This window comes from uncultured Arcobacter sp. (assembly GCF_937982575.1).
GTDB lineage: Bacteria > Campylobacterota > Campylobacteria > Campylobacterales > Arcobacteraceae > Arcobacter.
Genome location: NZ_CALJLR010000005.1, coordinates 103,846 through 122,605 on the forward strand (window position 1 = coordinate 103,846; position 18,760 = coordinate 122,605).

At 28.9% G+C, this 18,760-nt stretch carries 18 protein-coding genes; 3 read left to right on the plus strand and 15 right to left on the minus strand.

Features of this window, described 5'->3' with window-relative positions; all coding sequences use genetic code 11:
- Position 1 precedes the first annotated feature (1 nt).
- Genes Q0617_RS04025 through Q0617_RS04035 form a run of 3 tightly spaced genes read right to left on the minus strand, consistent with a single transcriptional unit; the run spans position 2 to position 3,410 of the window.
- Positions 2-1,327, minus strand: a complete 1,326-nt coding sequence (locus Q0617_RS04025) for a sodium ion-translocating decarboxylase subunit beta (RefSeq protein ID WP_298750729.1) — start codon at positions 1,325-1,327, stop codon at positions 2-4.
- Between the two features lie 20 nt (positions 1,328-1,347).
- Positions 1,348-3,156, minus strand: a complete 1,809-nt coding sequence (locus Q0617_RS04030; protein ID WP_298750732.1) for a biotin/lipoyl-containing protein — start codon at positions 3,154-3,156, stop codon at positions 1,348-1,350.
- A gap of 5 nt (positions 3,157-3,161) precedes the next feature.
- Positions 3,162-3,410, minus strand: coding sequence for an OadG family transporter subunit (locus tag Q0617_RS04035; protein ID WP_298750734.1), 249 nt, complete (start codon positions 3,408-3,410; stop codon positions 3,162-3,164).
- A gap of 309 nt (positions 3,411-3,719) precedes the next feature.
- On the opposite strand from Q0617_RS04035, the gene Q0617_RS04040 reads away from it, so the two are divergent.
- Positions 3,720-4,376, plus strand: a complete 657-nt coding sequence (locus Q0617_RS04040) for a S24 family peptidase (protein WP_298750736.1) — start codon at positions 3,720-3,722, stop codon at positions 4,374-4,376.
- Here the strand turns inward: Q0617_RS04040 and Q0617_RS04045 are convergent.
- From Q0617_RS04045 to mobB, 5 genes are read right to left on the minus strand one after another with little or no spacing between them, the layout of a single operon-like run.
- Complete coding sequence (locus Q0617_RS04045; protein ID WP_298750738.1) at positions 4,373-5,362, minus strand: peptidoglycan synthetase; 990 nt, start codon at positions 5,360-5,362, stop codon at positions 4,373-4,375. The two genes, Q0617_RS04040 and Q0617_RS04045, sit on opposite strands and share 4 nt — an antisense overlap.
- Positions 5,363-5,370: 8 nt before the next feature.
- Positions 5,371-7,320, minus strand: coding sequence for a methionine--tRNA ligase (gene metG, locus Q0617_RS04050; protein ID WP_298750740.1), 1,950 nt, complete (start codon positions 7,318-7,320; stop codon positions 5,371-5,373).
- Between the two features lie 13 nt (positions 7,321-7,333).
- Positions 7,334-7,534, minus strand: coding sequence for a hypothetical protein (locus tag Q0617_RS04055; protein WP_298750742.1), 201 nt, complete (start codon positions 7,532-7,534; stop codon positions 7,334-7,336).
- Complete coding sequence (locus Q0617_RS04060; RefSeq protein WP_298751182.1) at positions 7,524-8,369, minus strand: class 1 fructose-bisphosphatase; 846 nt, start codon at positions 8,367-8,369, stop codon at positions 7,524-7,526. Before Q0617_RS04060 ends, Q0617_RS04055 begins: the two co-directional genes overlap by 11 nt.
- On the minus strand, positions 8,369-8,872 hold the full coding sequence (mobB, locus tag Q0617_RS04065; RefSeq protein WP_298750744.1) for a molybdopterin-guanine dinucleotide biosynthesis protein B: 504 nt from the start codon (positions 8,870-8,872) through the stop codon (positions 8,369-8,371). Before mobB ends, Q0617_RS04060 begins: the two co-directional genes overlap by 1 nt.
- A 78-nt stretch (positions 8,873-8,950) precedes the next feature.
- Between mobB and Q0617_RS04070 the strand changes: the two genes are divergently transcribed.
- Positions 8,951-9,460 (plus strand): hypothetical protein, encoded by a 510-nt coding sequence (locus tag Q0617_RS04070; protein ID WP_298750746.1) that lies wholly within the window; start codon positions 8,951-8,953, stop codon positions 9,458-9,460.
- Here the strand turns inward: Q0617_RS04070 and Q0617_RS04075 are convergent.
- Genes Q0617_RS04075 through bamA form a run of 6 tightly spaced genes read right to left on the minus strand, consistent with a single transcriptional unit; the run spans position 9,426 to position 17,010 of the window.
- The gene (locus Q0617_RS04075) at positions 9,426-10,805 is read right to left on the minus strand and encodes a transglycosylase SLT domain-containing protein (RefSeq protein WP_298750749.1); all 1,380 of its coding nucleotides are present in this window, start codon (positions 10,803-10,805) and stop codon (positions 9,426-9,428) included. The genes Q0617_RS04070 and Q0617_RS04075 overlap by 35 nt on opposite strands.
- 10 nt (positions 10,806-10,815) lie before the next feature.
- On the minus strand, positions 10,816-11,094 hold the full coding sequence (locus Q0617_RS04080; protein ID WP_298750751.1) for a YggT family protein: 279 nt from the start codon (positions 11,092-11,094) through the stop codon (positions 10,816-10,818).
- Positions 11,091-12,371 (minus strand): glutamate--tRNA ligase, encoded by a 1,281-nt coding sequence (gene gltX, locus Q0617_RS04085; RefSeq protein WP_298750753.1) that lies wholly within the window; start codon positions 12,369-12,371, stop codon positions 11,091-11,093. Before gltX ends, Q0617_RS04080 begins: the two co-directional genes overlap by 4 nt.
- A gap of 1 nt (position 12,372) precedes the next feature.
- Positions 12,373-13,611 (minus strand): pitrilysin family protein, encoded by a 1,239-nt coding sequence (locus tag Q0617_RS04090; RefSeq protein ID WP_298750755.1) that lies wholly within the window; start codon positions 13,609-13,611, stop codon positions 12,373-12,375.
- Positions 13,612-13,663: 52 nt separating this feature from the next.
- Positions 13,664-14,710, minus strand: a complete 1,047-nt coding sequence (locus tag Q0617_RS04095; RefSeq protein ID WP_298751185.1) for a dehypoxanthine futalosine cyclase — start codon at positions 14,708-14,710, stop codon at positions 13,664-13,666.
- A 38-nt stretch (positions 14,711-14,748) separates the two neighbouring features.
- On the minus strand, positions 14,749-17,010 hold the full coding sequence (bamA, locus tag Q0617_RS04100) for an outer membrane protein assembly factor BamA (RefSeq protein ID WP_298750757.1): 2,262 nt from the start codon (positions 17,008-17,010) through the stop codon (positions 14,749-14,751).
- Between the two features lie 108 nt (positions 17,011-17,118).
- Here bamA and Q0617_RS04105 point away from each other — a divergent pair, with 108 nt between their 5' ends.
- Entirely contained in the window at positions 17,119-17,949 is an 831-nt protein-coding gene (locus Q0617_RS04105) for a prephenate dehydrogenase (RefSeq protein ID WP_298750759.1), read from the plus strand.
- On the opposite strand, the gene folP is transcribed toward Q0617_RS04105, so the two are convergent.
- The gene (gene folP, locus Q0617_RS04110) at positions 17,946-18,755 is read right to left on the minus strand and encodes a dihydropteroate synthase (protein WP_298750761.1); all 810 of its coding nucleotides are present in this window, start codon (positions 18,753-18,755) and stop codon (positions 17,946-17,948) included. The two genes, Q0617_RS04105 and folP, sit on opposite strands and share 4 nt — an antisense overlap.
- Positions 18,756-18,760: the final 5 nt, after the last annotated feature.

Consider the following 18,760-nt stretch of genomic DNA (forward strand, 5'->3'; position numbering starts at 1 on the left):
ATTAAAATATTGATAATAGTACACCGGCGGCCACTGCGGACCCAATAACACCGGCAACATTTGGACCCATCGCATGCATTAATAATACATTTGATTTATCGTATTCCTGACCAACTTTACTAACAACTCTAGCTGCCATTGGTACAGCACTTACCCCTGCAGCCCCAATTAATGGGTTAATTTGATTATCTTCTGAACTAAATTTATTCATAATTTTAGCCATAATAACACCAGCTGCAGTACCTGCAGAAAATGCTAATAATCCAATAATCATAATCCCTAAAGTATCTACAACAAGAAACTTATCTGCTGCTAATTTTGAACCAACTCCTAAACCTAAGAAGATAGTTACAATATTGATTAAAGAATTTTGCATTGTATCAGAAAGTCTCTCAACAACTCCTGATTGTTTTAAGAAATTTCCAAATGCGAAAGCTCCAATAAGTGGAGTTGACTCTGGCAATAATATAATAGCCATCATTAAAATAAGTATTGGTAAGAAAAGTTTTTCTAACTTATGTACTTTTCTTAATTTTGGCATTTTGATTCTTCTCTCAGCTTCAGATGTTAAAGCTTTCATAATAGGAGGCTGAATTACCGGTACAAGTGCCATATAAGAATAAGCTGCAACAGCAATTGCTCCTAGAAGTTCAGGCGCAAGTCTATTTGCAATAAAGATTGATGTTGGTCCATCCGCACCACCAATAATAGAAATAGCAGATGCACTTTGTAAATCAAAACCTATTGCTACAGCACCAACAAGTGAACCAAAAATCCCAAATTGTGCAGCTCCACCAAGAAGAGCTGATTTTGGATTAGCTAATAAAGGTGTAAAGTCTGTCATTGCACCTACACCCATAAAAATAAGCAAAGGAAAGAATCCATTTGCAATTCCCATGTTATAAATAATACCCAGCATTCCATTTTCCCCACCAATACCTGCTAGTGGGATATTTGCTAATAAACCACCAAATGCAATAGGAAGTAGAAGTAATGGTTCAAAACCTTTTGCTATTGCTAGATAAAATAGAACAAAACAAACAGTAAACATAATTAATCTACCAAATGTCTGCTCAAAAGTTGTCATAGGTCTAGCATCTTCAGCATGAGCTTCTGAAGTCATAACATCATCACTTGGATTTACAAATGAGTGAATACCTGTTGTTTTATAAAATGATTCAATTAACTCATTTAAAGATTTTGCTTTATATTCATGTTTTACTTCTTCAACTTTTACATTTTCATGCGTAGTACTAGAAGCAAATGCATTAATGCTAAACATACATAAAAATGAAATTAGCAAAGAAGCGATTAATTTTTTATTCATAAATTTCTCCAATTTAAGTATTAACCAATTACGGCAATAACTTGCCCTTCTTCAACTGCTTCACTTTGTTTAACTAAGAAAGATTTGATTGTACCATCAACTGGTGATTCAACATCAATTTCCATTTTCATAGCTTCTAAAATAGCAATAACTTCACCTTTTGCAACTTTATCACCAACATTTTTAGTTATTTTCCAAACATTACCACTAACAGTTGCCCCAATTTCAACACCTTCACCACTTACAGGTGTTGAAGGCTCTGCTGATGCTTGTACAGGTGTTACTTGAATATCTGCATTTCCTTCAGCTACTGTTACATTAAATTTTTGCCCATCTACCACTACTGTATAGTTTCCAGTTGCATTACTCATAACTTTATCTTCTCCTAATTTACAATCTTTATCGTCTTCACAAATATCTGTATTAGTTTTTCTAACACTTAAAGGACTATTTCCTTTTAAAAATGAAATACCTTTTTCATCACAAGCAGCTGCTATGAAAATATTTTCATCACTTATTTCAACGCCTTCTTCATTTAATCTGTTTTCCCAGTATTTCATAGTTTTCTTTTCATCTCTATCTGAAATATCTAAAGGATTCTCTTTCGTTGGTTCTAATTTTAACTTTTCAGCAGCAAGAGCAACGATCTCGGCATCTGGTTCAACAGGAGTTTTACCGAAGTATCCAAGTACCATTTTACCGTATCCAGGAGCAATTTGTTTCCATGGTCCAAACATAACATTTGCATATGCTTGTTGCCAATAAAATTGAGAAACAGGAGTTACAGATGTTCCATATCCACCTTTTTCAACAACTTCTCTCATAGCTTTTATAACTTCTGGAAACTTATGTAAAGTACCATTATCTCTCATCATTTGAGTATTTGCAGTCAATGCCCCACCTGGCATTGGTGAGAAAGGAATTAATGGCGAAACTTGTGTAGCTTCAGGTGGCATGAAATAATCTTTTAAACAGTCATTTAAAACTTCTTCGTATTTTAAAATTTTATCTATTTCTAAACCACCAAGGTCATAGTTCATTCCCTTAACAGTATGCATCATAGTTAAAATATCTGGTTGGCTAGTACCACCAGATACTGGGTTAGCAGCTAAGTCAATACCATCAGCACCAGCATCAAGTGCTGCTAAGTAACAAGCAACACTTACTCCTGCTGTTTCATGAGTATGAAGTCTTATATGAGTATCATCTCCTACAAGTTTTCTTGCCATTTTAATAGTATCAAATATTTTTTGAGGAGAAGAAGTTCCTGAAGCATCTTTAAAACAGATTGAATCATAAGGAACTCCACTATCCAATATTTGTCTTAATGTTTTTTCATAAAAGGGTACATCATGTGCTCCTGTACATCCAGGAGGTAAGTCCATAAGAGTAACAACTACTTCATGATTTAAACCATATTTCTTGATACATTCAGCAGAATATTCAAGATTTTGAACATCATTTAAAGCATCAAAGTTTCTAATAGTAGTAGTCCCATGTTTTGCAAACATTTTTGCATGTAAATCAATAAGGTCTCTTGAACCTGTATCTAACATAACTGTATTAATACCACGTGCTAGAGTTTGTAAGTTTGCATCGGGACCAACAATTTCTCTAAACTTGTCCATCATATCAAATGCATTCTCTTGTAAATAGAAGAATAAAGATTGAAATCTTGCTCCTCCACCAAACTCATAATGTTTTATTCCTGCCTCTTTTGCAGCTTCAACAGCTGGAAAAAAGTCATTCATTAAAACACGTCCACCAAAAACTGATTGGAAACCATCCCTAAAAGTGGTATCCATTATATCAATATATTTTTTTGACATTAAAATTAACCTTTTTGATTATTGTGATGTTGAATAACTGCAGAAATAGCAGCAATCTTTTTAGCAGTATCAGATGTTGCAACACTAGGTTGAACTTTTTTAGCAGTCTTTATATTGTCTTTTTCAGGAAAAAATTTCCCAATAAGCGCTGCTTGAGCTTTTAAAGCAAAAACCATGATAATAAGGAAAGAAAAAACTATTCCCATACCCAAAATCATAAATTTAAATGCTTCCATGACTAAGTTTGTTTCCATATATTTCTCCGTCAAAACACCGAATTCAAACTCAATTTTATAGTAATTTTCCTTTGTTAAAATTAATTTTACTAATATTTTTTCTTAAATTTTGAAATTTACATTTTTTGTACATATTTACAATATTTTATTACCATATTTGTATAATAAATAGTCTATTCTTTTGATAGCTTTTGAGATTGATGATTTTGTGTCTATAATTATTGTTTGCATGTTCTTCTCCTAAATAATATTTCAAATTTTAGTATTTTTTTTAAAAAGTATTGAAAAATATTTCATTTTGTAATATAATTTCAAAAAGGAGATAAAATGTTATTAGTAAATGAGATAATTGAAAGACTAAAAGATGTTTTAAGTACGGATGGAATTAAAGGTAAGATTTTTGATAAAGATGTTGCTGATGCTTTAAATCTTACACAAGCAAACTTTGCAACTATGAAAAATAGAAGCAAAATACCTTTTTCAAATATACTTGATTTTTGTGCTATTAAAAAAATCTCTATAAATTGGCTTTTATATAACCAAAATCCTGGTTCGCTGGTTGACTCAACTGATAAGTATTGGATTAAATATTTTCCTGAGATTTCTGTTAGTGCAGGTGGGGGTGCTTATGATAGTGATGAGAATTATGAAAAGCTAGAAGTTCCACCTTATTTTATAAATATGCTTGGTGGTGAGCAAAATCTAAAAAATATTGAAGCTATTAATGTAATAGGGGACTCAATGGAACCAACACTAAACTCAAATAATATAATTTTTGTAGATAAATCAATAAAAAGTGGATTTAGAGATGGGATATATGCCTTTACTACAAATCATGGACTTTTTGTAAAAAGAATGCAAAAAAGAGTTGATGGAAAACTTGATATTATTTCAGATAACAAAGATTATCCCGTACAAGTTATGGCTAGTGATGAACTTGAAGTCTTGGGAAAAGTTGTAGGCTCTTTTGGAATGGTATTTTAAAAGAGTTCTGAAGTTTCATTTGATGATAGTTTTAGTGTTTCTTCAATTTTTAATTTATCATAACCTATAATATAAAGTGCATTGAAATATTCGTTTTTTAGGACCTTTTTTAAGTTCCCAATATCTTCTAATACAATTTGTTGTTGATTGAAGTTTTCTATAAATAAAGGAGTTATAAATATAGTTTTACCATATTTATATTTCTCTTCTAAATATTTTATTTCCTCTAATATTAATTCTAAGTTTTTTTGGCAGATTATAACTTTATTACTTCTTCCAAAATCAATAATATTTAAATACTTATCTACAAATATTGGCTTAAAATGGTTAAGCTTCATAAGTTTTTGTAAATCTAATTCTAAATTAAAAAAGTTATAAACATCTAAAAATTGATTTATATATAAAGATGACAACTTTAATTTATGAAAAAATATTTCTTTATATGAAAATGAAGTTTCAAATAAAGAATGTTCTATAAGGTTGTTTATTTTGTACGTTTGTTTAGAAAAAGGTTTATAGTTTGGGTATATACTCTTAATAAGCTCTTCATTTGAACAAATAAATATCTCATCTTCATTTATATTTTCAATAATTTTTACACAAGTTTCTAATTTAGAAAAAATAATTCTTATTTTTTTATTAGAAGCCTTATATATATTTATTAAATCAAAAGTGACTTTATCACAATAATAAACCTCTAAATTAAAAGTTGAAAACTTAAATCTAAATAATTTGATAAGAGTTTCTTCAAGAGAGTTGACTCTTATCCATGCTATTTCATTATCTAAAATCTCTATTTCAAAGTCATGAACTACCGCAAATGCTCCATTTTTTATGGCAAGTTGAGTATCTTTTATATTTTTAGCTAAAAAAAGATCACCTTCCATAACTTTTTTTGCATCAGTTTTAATATTGTATATAAAGGAGACAGATGGAGAGTTTTGTAACTTCCCATCTATAATATCAATGACAGAAGAAATATTCACAATATTTCTTAAGAGATTTTCGTTCCAGAAACTTTTGGTTTTTCAGGACGAACAAGATTTAAACCATTTTCATCACGAGCAGCTAAAAGCATACCTTCACTTAACATTCCCATTAGTTTTGCTGGTTTTAGGTTTGCTACAACACAAGCTTGTGTTCCAACAAGTTCTTCAGCTGAATATGACTCTTTTATTCCTGCTAAAATCTGTCTATTTCTTCCTTCACCTAAATCAACTTGTAGTTTTAGGAGTTTTTTTGATTTGGGAACTTCTTCGGCCTCTACAATTGTACCAATTTTTAAAGTTGTTTCAAAAAATTTATCAATTGTAATAAGATTATCTTCTTCAACTATTTCTTCAGTTTTTTCTACTTCTTTTTTAGCAGGTTGAGTAGTAACAACTGCAGGTGAAGCTTGCTCTAATAAAATCTCTTCAATTCTAGGAAACAGTTGTTCTACTTTTGTTATAACTACATCAGGAAGTAACTCTTTGTTTAGAACTATTTTTGTAAAATTATCACTGTTTATCTCTAATCCTATAGATTGAGCTATTTTTGAAATTTTTTCTGGCATTACTGAATCTAAAAGTAGGGCAACTCTTGCCATGATATTAGTAATTAATGCTACTAGTGCCATAGCTTCTTCTACTTTTCCTTCTTTCATTTTAGTCCATGGTTCATAATCACCAATTGCTTTATTTGCTATAGTTAAAACTTTCCAGATCTCTTCAAGATATCTATTTAATTGCATATTGTAAACATAAGTTTCAATTCCGTCTAGTATTTCGTTTACTTCATCTAACTCTTTTTTATGGAATTTTATTAAGTCATTTGAAGTTACTTTATATTCAAAATATTTTCCACTCATTCCTATGATTCTATTAAGTAAGTTTCCTAGGTCATTTCCTAAATCAGAATTAATTCTATCCATTAAGGCTTTTTGAGAAAAGTCTCCATCTTGACCAAAAGGAACTTCTCTGAGCATAAAGTATCTAAAAGCATCAAGTCCATAAGCATCCGCTACTTCTTTAGGGTTTACTACATTACCTTTTGACTTAGACATTTTATCTCCATCTCTAGTCCACCAACCATGAGCTGCTATATGTTTAGGAAGTGGTAAATCTAAAGACATCAAAAATGCTGGCCAATAAATAGCATGAAATCTTAAAATATCTTTTCCAACTAAATGTACATTTGCTGGCCAAAACTCCATGTTTTTATCATCTGTTCCATATCCAAGTGCAGTAATATAGTTCATCAATGCATCTAACCATACGTACATAACATGTTTCGGTTCATTTAGTGATTCAGGTAACTTAACTCCCCAATCAAAAGATGTTCTTGAAATAGATAGATCTCTTAATCCACTTTTTACAAAATTGATAATCTCATTTTTTTTAGAACGAGGTAAAATACAGTCAGGATTATCTTCATACCATTTTAAAAGTTTATCTTCATAGGCAGATAGTTTAAAGAAATAGCTCTCTTCTTTTACTATATTTGTAGGTTTTCCACAGTCGGGACAAAACTCATTTTCAATTAGTTGTTTTTCAGTAAAAAATGTCTCACATGATACACAATAATATCCTTCATACTCACCTTTATAGATATCACCTTTGTTAAACATCTTTTCAAATGCAAACTGAACACCAGTTTTATGTTCTTCATCAGTTGTTCTTATAAATTTGTCATATGTAATATCAAAATCATCCCACAAGGCTTTAAACTTACCAGAAACTTCATCTGCATACTCTTTAGAAGTTTTACCTCTAAGTTTTGCACTCTCTTCGATTTTTTGTCCATGTTCATCAGTACCAGTAAGAAGAAAAGTTTTTTTACCAGTTAACCTTGAGTATCTAGCCAACATATCAGCAATAATTGTAGTATAGGCGTGTCCTATATGTGCAACATCATTTACATAATATATTGGAGTAGTAATATAAACATTTTTATGACAATTCATTTTTTACCTTTAATTAAAATTCAAATCCACCTGTAGAACCTTTGTTCATAGATTCATACACAGCAATTACATATTTTTTTCTTATTTCACAATCAAAAAATTTCTCACAAGGAGTACAAGAATCCAAGTTGTAAGATTTTTGACACTCCTTTAAACCAATAATTTGATTTTCTAAAGCATCATCCCATTGGTTTTTGTTTTGACTATTTTCCATTTTCACTATAAACTTTTAAAACTCTATTTATCTCATCATTTGAACCAAAGAAACAAGGAGTTGTATCATGGATATGAGTAGTCTCTACATCTAAAACTCTTTTAAATCCATCAACTGCTCCACCACCAGCTTTTTCATAAGTAAGTGCGAAAGGAAATACTTCAAAAAGTTGTCTTAATTTTCCTTTTGGTCTATCAGTTGTTCCTGGATATGAAAAAAGTCCTCCACCTTTAAGAAGTATTTGATGAAGATCAGGAACCATTCCACCGCTATATCTTAATCTATATCCATCATTGAAGATATCATCTATAAGTTGTTTATGAAAAGGAGCCCAACAGTTCTGAGTAGAACCAGGAGCATTTAATTTACCTTTTTCATTTAATTTGATATCTTGAATAAATTTAAATTCATTATTTAGTAATCTATACATTTTTACATCATCTGTTGTAATTACCATCTCAACTCTAGGTCCAAATACTACATAAACAGAAGCTATTATATTTGCAGCATTGAATTCATTTTCATAAATACCAAAAATAGAACCCACTGATAAATTCACATCAACAAGTGACGAACCATCCAAAGGATCATAAGCAATTAAATACTTTCCATCATCATGAAGATTTACAATACTCTCTTGTTCTTCACTAACTATTGATTTTATTGATTTTATTTTTGCAAATATCTCTTCAATAATAACATCACTTTGAATATCTAGTTTTAGTTGAGTATCCCCAGTTGAGTTTTCTTGTTCACTTTTTCCAGTATCACCAGTTTCTATTAAGTATTTAATCTTTATAGCTGATTCTTTTATGGCATCAAATATTTCATTCATCATTTTACTCTTTTCGCATTTTGTTCAATCCATTTGATTATCTCTTCTGGATTATTTAAGTCTAATCTTTTCATTCCTTGGGGAACATCACTTATACTTTCATCTGTTGCAATAACATCAGTTAGTTCAAAATATGATTCTTCAATTCTGTCTCTAAACACTGCAATTCTAGGTAGAGGTAAGGTTTTAAGTCCTTCTACTAAAAGATAGTCAAACTCTCCAAACATATCAATTATTTCCTCAATAGAAGAAGTTTCTTGTTTAAACATAGTTGTTCTTGTAGGTCCAACAACAGCTACATCTGCTCCTGTTTGAAAAAATTTATAAGAATCTTTTCCTTCCCTATCAAAGCTTGCTTTATCCTTAGGGTCATGCTTTACAATACAAACCTTATATCCCATATCTTGTAAAATACTAGATACTTTTACCACTAGGGTAGTTTTTCCACTATTTGAAGGTCCTGTGAATGCAACAGCTAAATATTTTTTTGTATTTAATTTCATTTGGGGATTTTATCTAAATGATGGTTAAAGTATCTTTAGTGTAAAATCACCAAATTATTATACAAATATGGAGATTCTATGAACAAATTTTTATCAATTATTTTATTTACTTTTTTACTTTTTTTAAGTGGATGTAGCTCTTACTCTATAACTAAATATTTTGATAAAGACGATTTTTATTTAAACTCTTTACAATACACAAAAAAAACTGATATCATAAAAGATGAAGAAGTAGTTGCGCTATTTACGGCAACTTATTTAAATAAAGTTGAAGAGAAGTATGATGATAATTATGAAAACTTTATAGTTTCTGTTTATGTTGCAAATAATAAAAAAAGTGAAACACCAAATATAACTATAGATAAACAAAGTTATACGCAAGAAGAATTAGAAGATGAGAAAAACTATGAAAAAAATTATGTAGAGATAAAAGAAATAGAAAAAGAGTCAAAACTAATAGAATCAATTCCTCTTAAAAATCCATGGGCAAAATATTATTTAATCAAATTTGATAAGAATAATGATTTAGAAAACTTCTTATTAAGATATAGACTTAATCAAACTCTAAAGGCTGAAATAAGTTTTTAAAAAACTCTTCTAGACTTAAATCTTTTTTACCAATTATTTTTGTATAGATTATATAATTATAAATAAACTCTTTTGCACTTTCATTCCCAAAAAGCTCTAAACTAAGGTAAGGCTTGTAGTTACTTTTAATCTTAAACAAATCAAAATTCAATCTATCATTTAGATACTCTACATCATAAATATAGGCATAAAATTGCATTAAAGGATGAGAAAACTCTACTTTTAATTCATTGAAAATATAAGAATAATAAAGTATATTTATCTTCGGAATTAATAATTCATCTCTTTTTGCATCAAGATTATTAAATAAAGATATTAGATCAGCTTTTCTTAGATTTATTTGCATTAAACCTAAATCAAACTCTGAAGAGATTTTATTTTCATCAAAAGAACTTAAAGTTTTGGCATATGAGTTGATGAGTATTGTTTGCTCTTTTGTACACCCTTTTAAAAAGTCGTATTTTAAGGTCTTAAAACTATTATCTATTTGAGTAGTTTCTTTTATATATAAAGTATAAATATTTAAATCATCTGATTCTTTTAAAGAGTTCAAACTTGTAGTATCTTTATTTAATAAATAAAGCCAAAAGTTAACTTTGTCTTTTTCATACTGTGTAAGTGCCTTTGATAGTGCATTTTGAAAATATTTTGTTGTTTGTTCATCAAGTTTTTTGTTTAAAACTCTATTTAAAGCCAATATAAATGAAATATTGTAATTGGACTCAGAATCATCAAAATCTAAAAAACTTGATTGTAAAAAATTAAGTTTTGGATTAGAAATAACTAAAGATAGAAGCTTTTCAAATCTTTTGTCATCTTTTATTTTTTGCATAGTTTTTGTAGGTAATCTGTAGTTTAATTTATCATATAAAAAACTATTTGTTGCATTTAAATACAAATCATAAATTATCTCTTTTGATGATGAAACAAGTTTTGTAAAAGGAATAGGGGAGTTTATGATTTTCAGCTCTTTTGCTAAAACTGGATAGCTATCTTCAATCTTTAATACAGTTGAGTTAAGTTCCAAGTGAGATAGTGTCAATGCTTTTTTTAAATCAAGCCCTACAGCAATACAATCACTATTTGTAGATACTAAACTCTTTGCACTTGCGTTCATACATTGTGAAACAGCTAAGGTTTCATCATAGTCAATTTTTTTTGCATACTCATCAAAAATAATTTTATTTACATTAGAAATGTTTTCTAGTGTAGTGATAGTATTTTCATATGATTTTTGACTATTTTCTAATTTAATAAAATAGTCAAAATCTTTTTTTAATAAGTTCTCATCAGAAAGTAAACTAGTAGTAAAAAGAAAAGAAAGTAGTAAAAACTTTAATCTCATCCTAGACTACTTACATACCCATAAATAGTCTTCCTAAAAATGTTTCTAGGAAAATAAGTACTAAAATCAAAATCATAGGAGCTAAGTCCATACCACCAAATACAGTAGGTATATATCTTCTTATAAGAGCATAAGCTGGTTCAGTTAGTCTATATAACATTTGAACAATAGGATTATAGGGATCAGGTCTAACCCAAGAAATAAGTGCAGAAATAATTACAACCCATTTATATAAAAATATAACACTCATAACAACTGTGGCTATTGAGCCTATTAATGCATCTGTCATTTTACAATTTCTCCTAAATAGTTTTTAATAAGTGGATAAATATCTGATAAATCAGGTCCTTTATCCTCACCAGTTAAAATATATCTTAAAGGTTTAGATAAAGCTTCATCTTTTAAATCTGTAGCATTAGTAATATAACTCTTAAACTCATCAAAATCTTCAATAAAAGGTGCAGCCAATAAAGAGTCTCTTATCTTTTTATACTCTTCTTCAAAGCCCTTAGGAGAACTTTTTGAACTAAAAATCATATCTATTTTTGTTTTTAACTCTTTTATTGTGTTTGCTTCATCTAAATAAAGTTTTCCTAGCTTTCCAATGTCATTATCAGCAAAACCTAATATTTTAGATAATCTCATTTCATCAATATCTTCTAGATGTTTTCTATTTATAAATCTTAATTTATCTATATCAAATTTTGTAGCAGAGTTTGATATTTTTGTAATATTAAACCACTCAATTGCCTCTTCAATAGTAAAGATTTCAATAGGAGTTTCATTTCCTAGTAATACTAAATAATTGGCAATGGCACTTGGTAAAAAACCTTCATCAATAAGCCATTTCAGGCTATTTTTTTCTTCCGTTAATTCATTTAAAATTACTGGAAGATGTATATAGTCTATATTCTTAGTATAATTAAGTGTATTTCTTACATGAATTTGTTTAGGAGCATCTAAAATGTCCTCTTCAGTACAAATCACTGTTGATATATCATAAAGCATATCATCTACAGCACTAGCATAATTAGCTGTAGCTGTTTTGTCATGTTTTAATATAAAAAAAGAGTCTACTTCATCTGGTTCGTATGAAGAAACACCCTTTAATAAATCTTTAAACTTTATAGCCTCTTCTGGCTTCTTTATTCTAACAGTAAAGGGCGCATTGCAGTTTATAACAGTCTCATCAGATAGAGTTTCACAAAATCCATCATACACATATGGTTTGTCATCTTTTTTTGCTTTTGCTTTAATTTCTTCTAATTTTTCTTCAGAACAAAAACATGAAAATGCTTTTTTTTGACTCATAAGTTGCATAGCCATTTTTTGATGGTACTTTAAGTTCTCACTTTGATATACAACTGCTTTATATTCAATTGAAAAAAGAGTTAAGAGTTCTAATATCTCCTTATCTTTTCCTTCAATATTTTTATCTTTATTTGTATCATCTATTCTTATTAAAAGTTCTTCATTTAATTGCTTTGAAACAATATAATTAAATAAAGCAAGCTTCATATCTTCTATATTCATATCTTTTGTTGGACTTAGTGCAAATCTTAACAATCTATTTCCTTACTATTGAAAATGATAAATTTTTTATTTCAGTATGAGATTTAATATACTCATTAATCTCTTTTAAAGTCAGTTTTTCTATTTTTTCTAGCTCTTTATTTGAATAATCTTGTTCTAAACCTCTATAAAATAAGGTAAAAGCACGATTTAATCTTTGACTTAATGTTTCAACTCTTAAAGGTTCGCTTCCTGTTAAAAAGTTTTTTGCTGCTTTTAATTCATCTTTTGTAATACCATTTTTTACAAAATCATTAACTATTTTAACAACTAAATCTTTAGCCCCATCAGCTGATTCATTTTTAGTTTGTAAATAGCCTGTAAAGTAAGAGTGAGACTTGTTAATTGAAATTTGCCCATATGCACTATATGCTAAACCTCTTTTTACACGAATCTCTTCCATAAGTCTAGAACCAAAACCACTACCACCAAGTACAAAAGATGCAACCTTTGCAATATAATTATTTTCATCATTAACTTTTGTATTAAAAGGGCTTCCAAAATAGATATATGCTTGTTGGGTATCTTTAATCAACTTTTTTACTGTTTTTTCATTTGAAGCTTGAATATTGATTATTTTTGACTCTTTTCCTTTTGGTAAAATTGTCAAAAGAGGTTCTAGTTTACTCTTCATATCTTCTAGATTTATATCACCACCAACTACAACTATTAAGTTCTCTAAAACTAAAGTTGAATCAATAAACTCTTTAATATCATCTAATGAGATTTTTGAAATAGATTCAATTGTACCATTTGTTGGGTTTTCTAAAGCTGTATCTTTAAAAAGTATTTTATGTAATTCATTTCTAGATACGTAATCATAATCATTCTCTTTTCTTTTTAAAGATCCATTTAATATTGTTTTTATTTTTTCTAATGTTTCATCTTTATAGTTGGGCGATTTTAGTAATTGATTTAATAGATCTAAAGAATCAGTGTAAACATCCTTTATTGATGATAATTCAATAACAAAGGTCTCAAAACCATGAGAAACATTTAAAGAAATTGCTAAATTTTCTAATTTTTGAGCAAATTTTGTACTTCCGTCTTTTAGTGTACCTTCATTTAAAAGTCTAGAAGCTAAAGTTGCTAATCCATTTTTATCTTTATCTTTTATTGAGCCACTATTTTTAAAAACTAGTTGTAAATTAAATGTCGGTAATGAGTGTTGTTCTTCAATAACTACTGGTATATTTATATTTTTTATTTTAATATGCTCAATTTGGGCACCCATTAAAAATCCTTGTATTAAAATTATGATTAGTATTATATTTTTCATATTAGAACTAAAATCTTTCTAATATCTCGTATGCAGTATTTCTTTTTGCTGGTTTTTCTCCAACATCACGTATTAATTGAATCATTTCATCTTGATTCATACAGTTTGTAGCACCTGCAGCTGCTACAACATTTTCTTCCATCATTGTACTTCCAAGGTCATTTGCACCAAACTTAAGTGCCATTTGTCCTATATAACTTCCTTGGGTTACCCATGAGCTTTGAATATTTTTAAAATTATCTAAGAAAAGTCTAGAAACTGCTAGAAGTCTTAAGTATCTATTAGAAGATTGTGGTTTTATGTCAGGTAACTCTTCTATTAGTTTTGTATTTCCACTTTGAAAAGACCACATAATAAAGGCTCTAAATCCACCTGTTTCATCTTGTAACTGTCTAATTAAATCCCAATGTTCAATAATCTCTTCATTGGTTTCAACAGTACCAAACATCATAGTTGCAGTTGTTTTCATACCAATTGAGTGGGCAAGTCTATGTACTTCTAACCATTGGCTAGCATCAATTTTTTTAGGTGCAATGATATCTCTTACTCTATCACTTAATATTTCAGCTCCAGCTCCTGGAATAGAACTCAAACCTTTAGCTTGTAATCTTTTTAAAACTTCAAGTATTGTGATTTTTGATACTTTTGCAATATATACTATTTCAATAGCAGAAAAAGAGTGCAAGGTAATTTGAGGAAATTTTGTATGAATATGCTCAACTAAATCTTCATAATAATCAATTTTTAGTTTTGGATGAACTCCACCTTGCATAAGAATTTGTGTTCCACCAATTTCAAGAAGTTCTTCTATTTTTTTGTCTATTTCTTCATATGATAATACATATGAATCACCATCTCGTCCATGTCTATAAAAAGCACAAAATTTACAATCTACCCAACAAACATTTGTATAGTTAATATTTCTATCCACTACAAAAGATGTTATTTTTTCAGGGTGAAGTTCAGCTTTTCTTTTTGTAGCCATTTCACCTAACTCAACTAAAGAGGCATTTTCAATTAAATCCAATGCCTCTTTTTTAGTAAGTCGATTTATTATACTCATTTTTTTAACCATTCTTTACTCTTTTATTTTTAAAAAGATGAACCTAAAGCGAATTCAAATGATGATGTTTTATCACCCGCTTCATCATCTAATGCTTGAGAGAATATAAATTGAAGTGGTCCAAATGGAGAAACCCATTCAAATAGTGCTCCTGTTCCACTTCTTGATATCTCTGACATAGAGTTCTTCCCTATCATACCATAGTCATAAAAAACTCCCCATCTCATTTTAGATTTTGTTACTAATGGAAATGATAACTCAATACTATTAGTAAACATTTGTTTATATACTGTTTTATTAATTAAGGCATCGTCAGGACCAAAGGCATAAGATTCATATCCTCTTAAGGATTTTGGTCCACCCATATAAAGTGAATCTCCACGAGTAAGTTTTCCATTATCAACTAAGAAATTTAAATTTGCTCTGTATCTAAAAATCCAATCACTATCGATATAATCTTCCAAGGAATGAAAATATTTAAAATTTGTTAAACTTTTCATATACCTTGAATCTCCACCAATACCAGCATACTCTAAAGACGTTCCTGCATTTATACCACTTCTTGGTAACATATAATCATCAGTATTATTAAAATTAAGATAAGGAGTAATTGAACTTGTAATATAATCTTGATTAACTCCTGAAGGTAAGACTTTACCATCACTTGTATTTGTATCTGTATATGTCTCTTCAACCATATCAAATCTATATTTTGCACCAGCATATAAATTTCTTACAATTTCACGTCCAGCAGAAACTGAAAAACCATTTGATACTTTAGATAGTTCATAAGCTCCATCTACTGTTCCAGAGTAATCAATTTCATCTTCTCTATTATGAATTTCAACTGTTCCATTGTATTTACTGTCATAAATTGCTGGATTTGTCAACGATAGAGAATAATTCTGAGTTTTTTCAGAGAAGTCCACATTTACATTAACTGCTAAACCTGAACCAAATATATTTTTCTCATTAATTCCTGCATTTATCATTAATCCATCATAAGAGCCATATCCTCCACCTAAGGTAATAGTACCTGTTGGAGCTTCTTTAACTTTTACAATTAAATCCATAGTCTCTTCTGAAACTCTTTTTTGCTCAATTGTTACATCATCAAAATAACCTGTTCGTTTTAACTTACTTCTTGAATCTTCAAAATCAGTAAGACTAAACAGATCCCCGTGTGCTAAATATACATCTCTTCTAATAACTCTATCTAGTGTTCTATGATTACCAGAGATAATTACATCATTAATATAGACTTTTTTACCTGGAATAATATTAAAAACAATATCTGCAGTTGCTTTTTTCTCATCTTTTTTTATATCATATACAACTTGAGTAAAAGCATATCCTAAGTCTGCAACTTTTGTTTTTAAGAATTTTTGATCTTTTCTAAGCTTTTCAATATTAAATACATCACCTTTTGAAAGTTTTAATTCACTATATAAACTCTCTGGATCTATGATTGAAGCATCAACATAAATTTTAATATCATTTGTTTTATATTGTTGCCCCTCTGATATAAAAAAGTCTAACACAGCGTCATTGGAAGCAAAATTAATCTTTAAAAATGGATCTTTTACAACAGAATCTAAATAACCATTTTTAAAGTATTGATCCCTTATTCTTGGGCCATCAATTTCTAATTGTTCTAAATTAACCTCTCCACTGTTTTGTCCAAACCACCATGATACAAAATCTTCTTCATTATTTACTGTAACTTCTTCAAAATCACCCACATCTAAACTGTCTGAACCATAATAGTTTACTTTTTTAATGATAATTTCATCACCAACATTTACATTAAATGTAACAGCAACAGCATCTTGTCCTAAGTTTTCTATTTCTACTTCAACAACAGAATTAACATAACCTTCACGCTCTAAATTTTTTAGTAAAATTTCTTTTGCTTGTTTAATTCTTGAAGTTGTATACATATTCCCTTTTTTTATACCCATCATTGAGTACAAGGCCTCTTTATCTTCATCTCTACTTTTATAGTTGTTTATTTCTATATTTGCAATTGAAGGTTTTTCTTTAAATATAAATTCTAAATTTCCATCATTATTATTAACAGAGATATCATCAAAATATCCAAATTTATAAAACTTTTTAATTGCACTATTTATTGATTTATTATTAATTTCATCACCAACTCTAAGTTCAATTGTATCATCAGCAATATCCTGAGAAATTTTTGATAAATTTACATATTTTATAGACTGTATCTCTTGTGCATGTAAAAATGTAGCAAGTACTAAAGAGGTATATAAAGCAGATTTTTTCACGTTAATCCTTATAGCTATTCTTATTAAAGTAGTTAATATAACTAAATAAAGTTTATAGGATGGTTAAGATATAATCTTTTTTTATATAATTTAATAAAGGGTAAAATAGTGAATATAGGAATTGTAGGACTAGGGCTTATGGGTGGTTCTATTGCCAAAGCTGTCAAAAAATATGCAATTGCAAAAAATGTGTATGGATATGCAAGAAATGAACAAACAGCAAAAGAGATAAAAGAGTTAAATTTAGTTGATAAACTTATGAGTTTAGAGGAACTAAAAAAGAATTCAGATGTAATCATTTTAGCTATTCCAGTTGACTCAATAATTTCAATGTTTGATGATTTAAAAGATGTTCCACAAAATACCACTATTATGGACTTAGGCTCAACAAAAGAGTTTATAGTTAAAAATATACCAAAAGAAATTAGAAAAAACTTTATAGCAGCTCATCCTATGACAGGAACTGAAAAGTTTGGTCCAAAATCAGCAATGGATGGACTCTATGAAGGAAAAACTGTTGTTTTATGTGACCTGGAAGAAAATGATGAACTTCATAAAAATAGAGCAATAAAAATATTTCAAGATATAGGGATGAGACTAGTTTTTATGAAAGCAAGTGACCATGATATTCATGCTTGTTATATGTCTCATTTACCCCATGCAATTTCATACTCTTTAGCAAATACTGTAATGAATCATGAAGACCCAAGATCCATTATTGCCTTAGCTGCAGGGGGATTTAAAGATATGAGTAGAATAGCAAAATCAAGCCCTAATATGTGGATAGATATTTTTAAACAAAATAGAGAAAATCTTTTAGACTCAATTGATTTATTTGAAGTTCATATGAAAAAAGTTAGACAAATGGTTGAAAATGAAGATTATGAAGAACTAAATAAATGGATGAAAAAAGCAAATAGCCTACATGAGATACTTTAAAGTATCTCAACATCATTTATAGCTTCTTGTACTTTAATAGCCTGAAAATGTTCTTTTACATCATGACACCTTACAATAGAAGCTCCATTTTTTATTGATGCTAAATGAATAGCCAAAGTTCCAGGAAGTCTCTCTTGGGGTGAAGATTCCACAATACTATTTATCATAGACTTTCTACTTGCTGCCATTAATAATTCAAAGCCAAAATGAGTAAAATACTCTAGGTTTTTAATCAGTGTTAAATTATGCTCTAAATTTTTTCCAAAACCAATGCCTACATCTAATATGATGTCATTTATTCCAAATTTTTTTGCTTTTTCAACTCTTTGTTTAAAAAATTTATCAATATCAAAAACTACATTTTCATACTTAGGACTTTTTTGCATATCTTGTGGATTGTTTTGCATGTGCATGATGATAACTTGGGCATTATACGATGAAGCTATTTTACACACTTCATCATTTTCTAATCCTGTAATATCATTAACTATGCTAAAACCTCTACTTAAAGCATAATCTAAAACTTTTGGAGCATAAGAATCTAAAGAAAATTTTACTTTTTCATATAGTTTCTCTTCATAGATTAAATCAATTATTGGTTTAACTCTACTAAGTTCTTCCTCCCATGATACAGCAACACTTCCAGGACGACTTGAAACACCACCTAAATCTATAATATCTGCACCATCAATAATCATTTGTTCTATTTTTAAAACTGCATTTGAACCATAAAATCTACTATTTTTAAAAAATGAATCTTCATTGGCATTTATAATGCCCATTATTTTTGTTTTATTTTTTTTCATAAAGT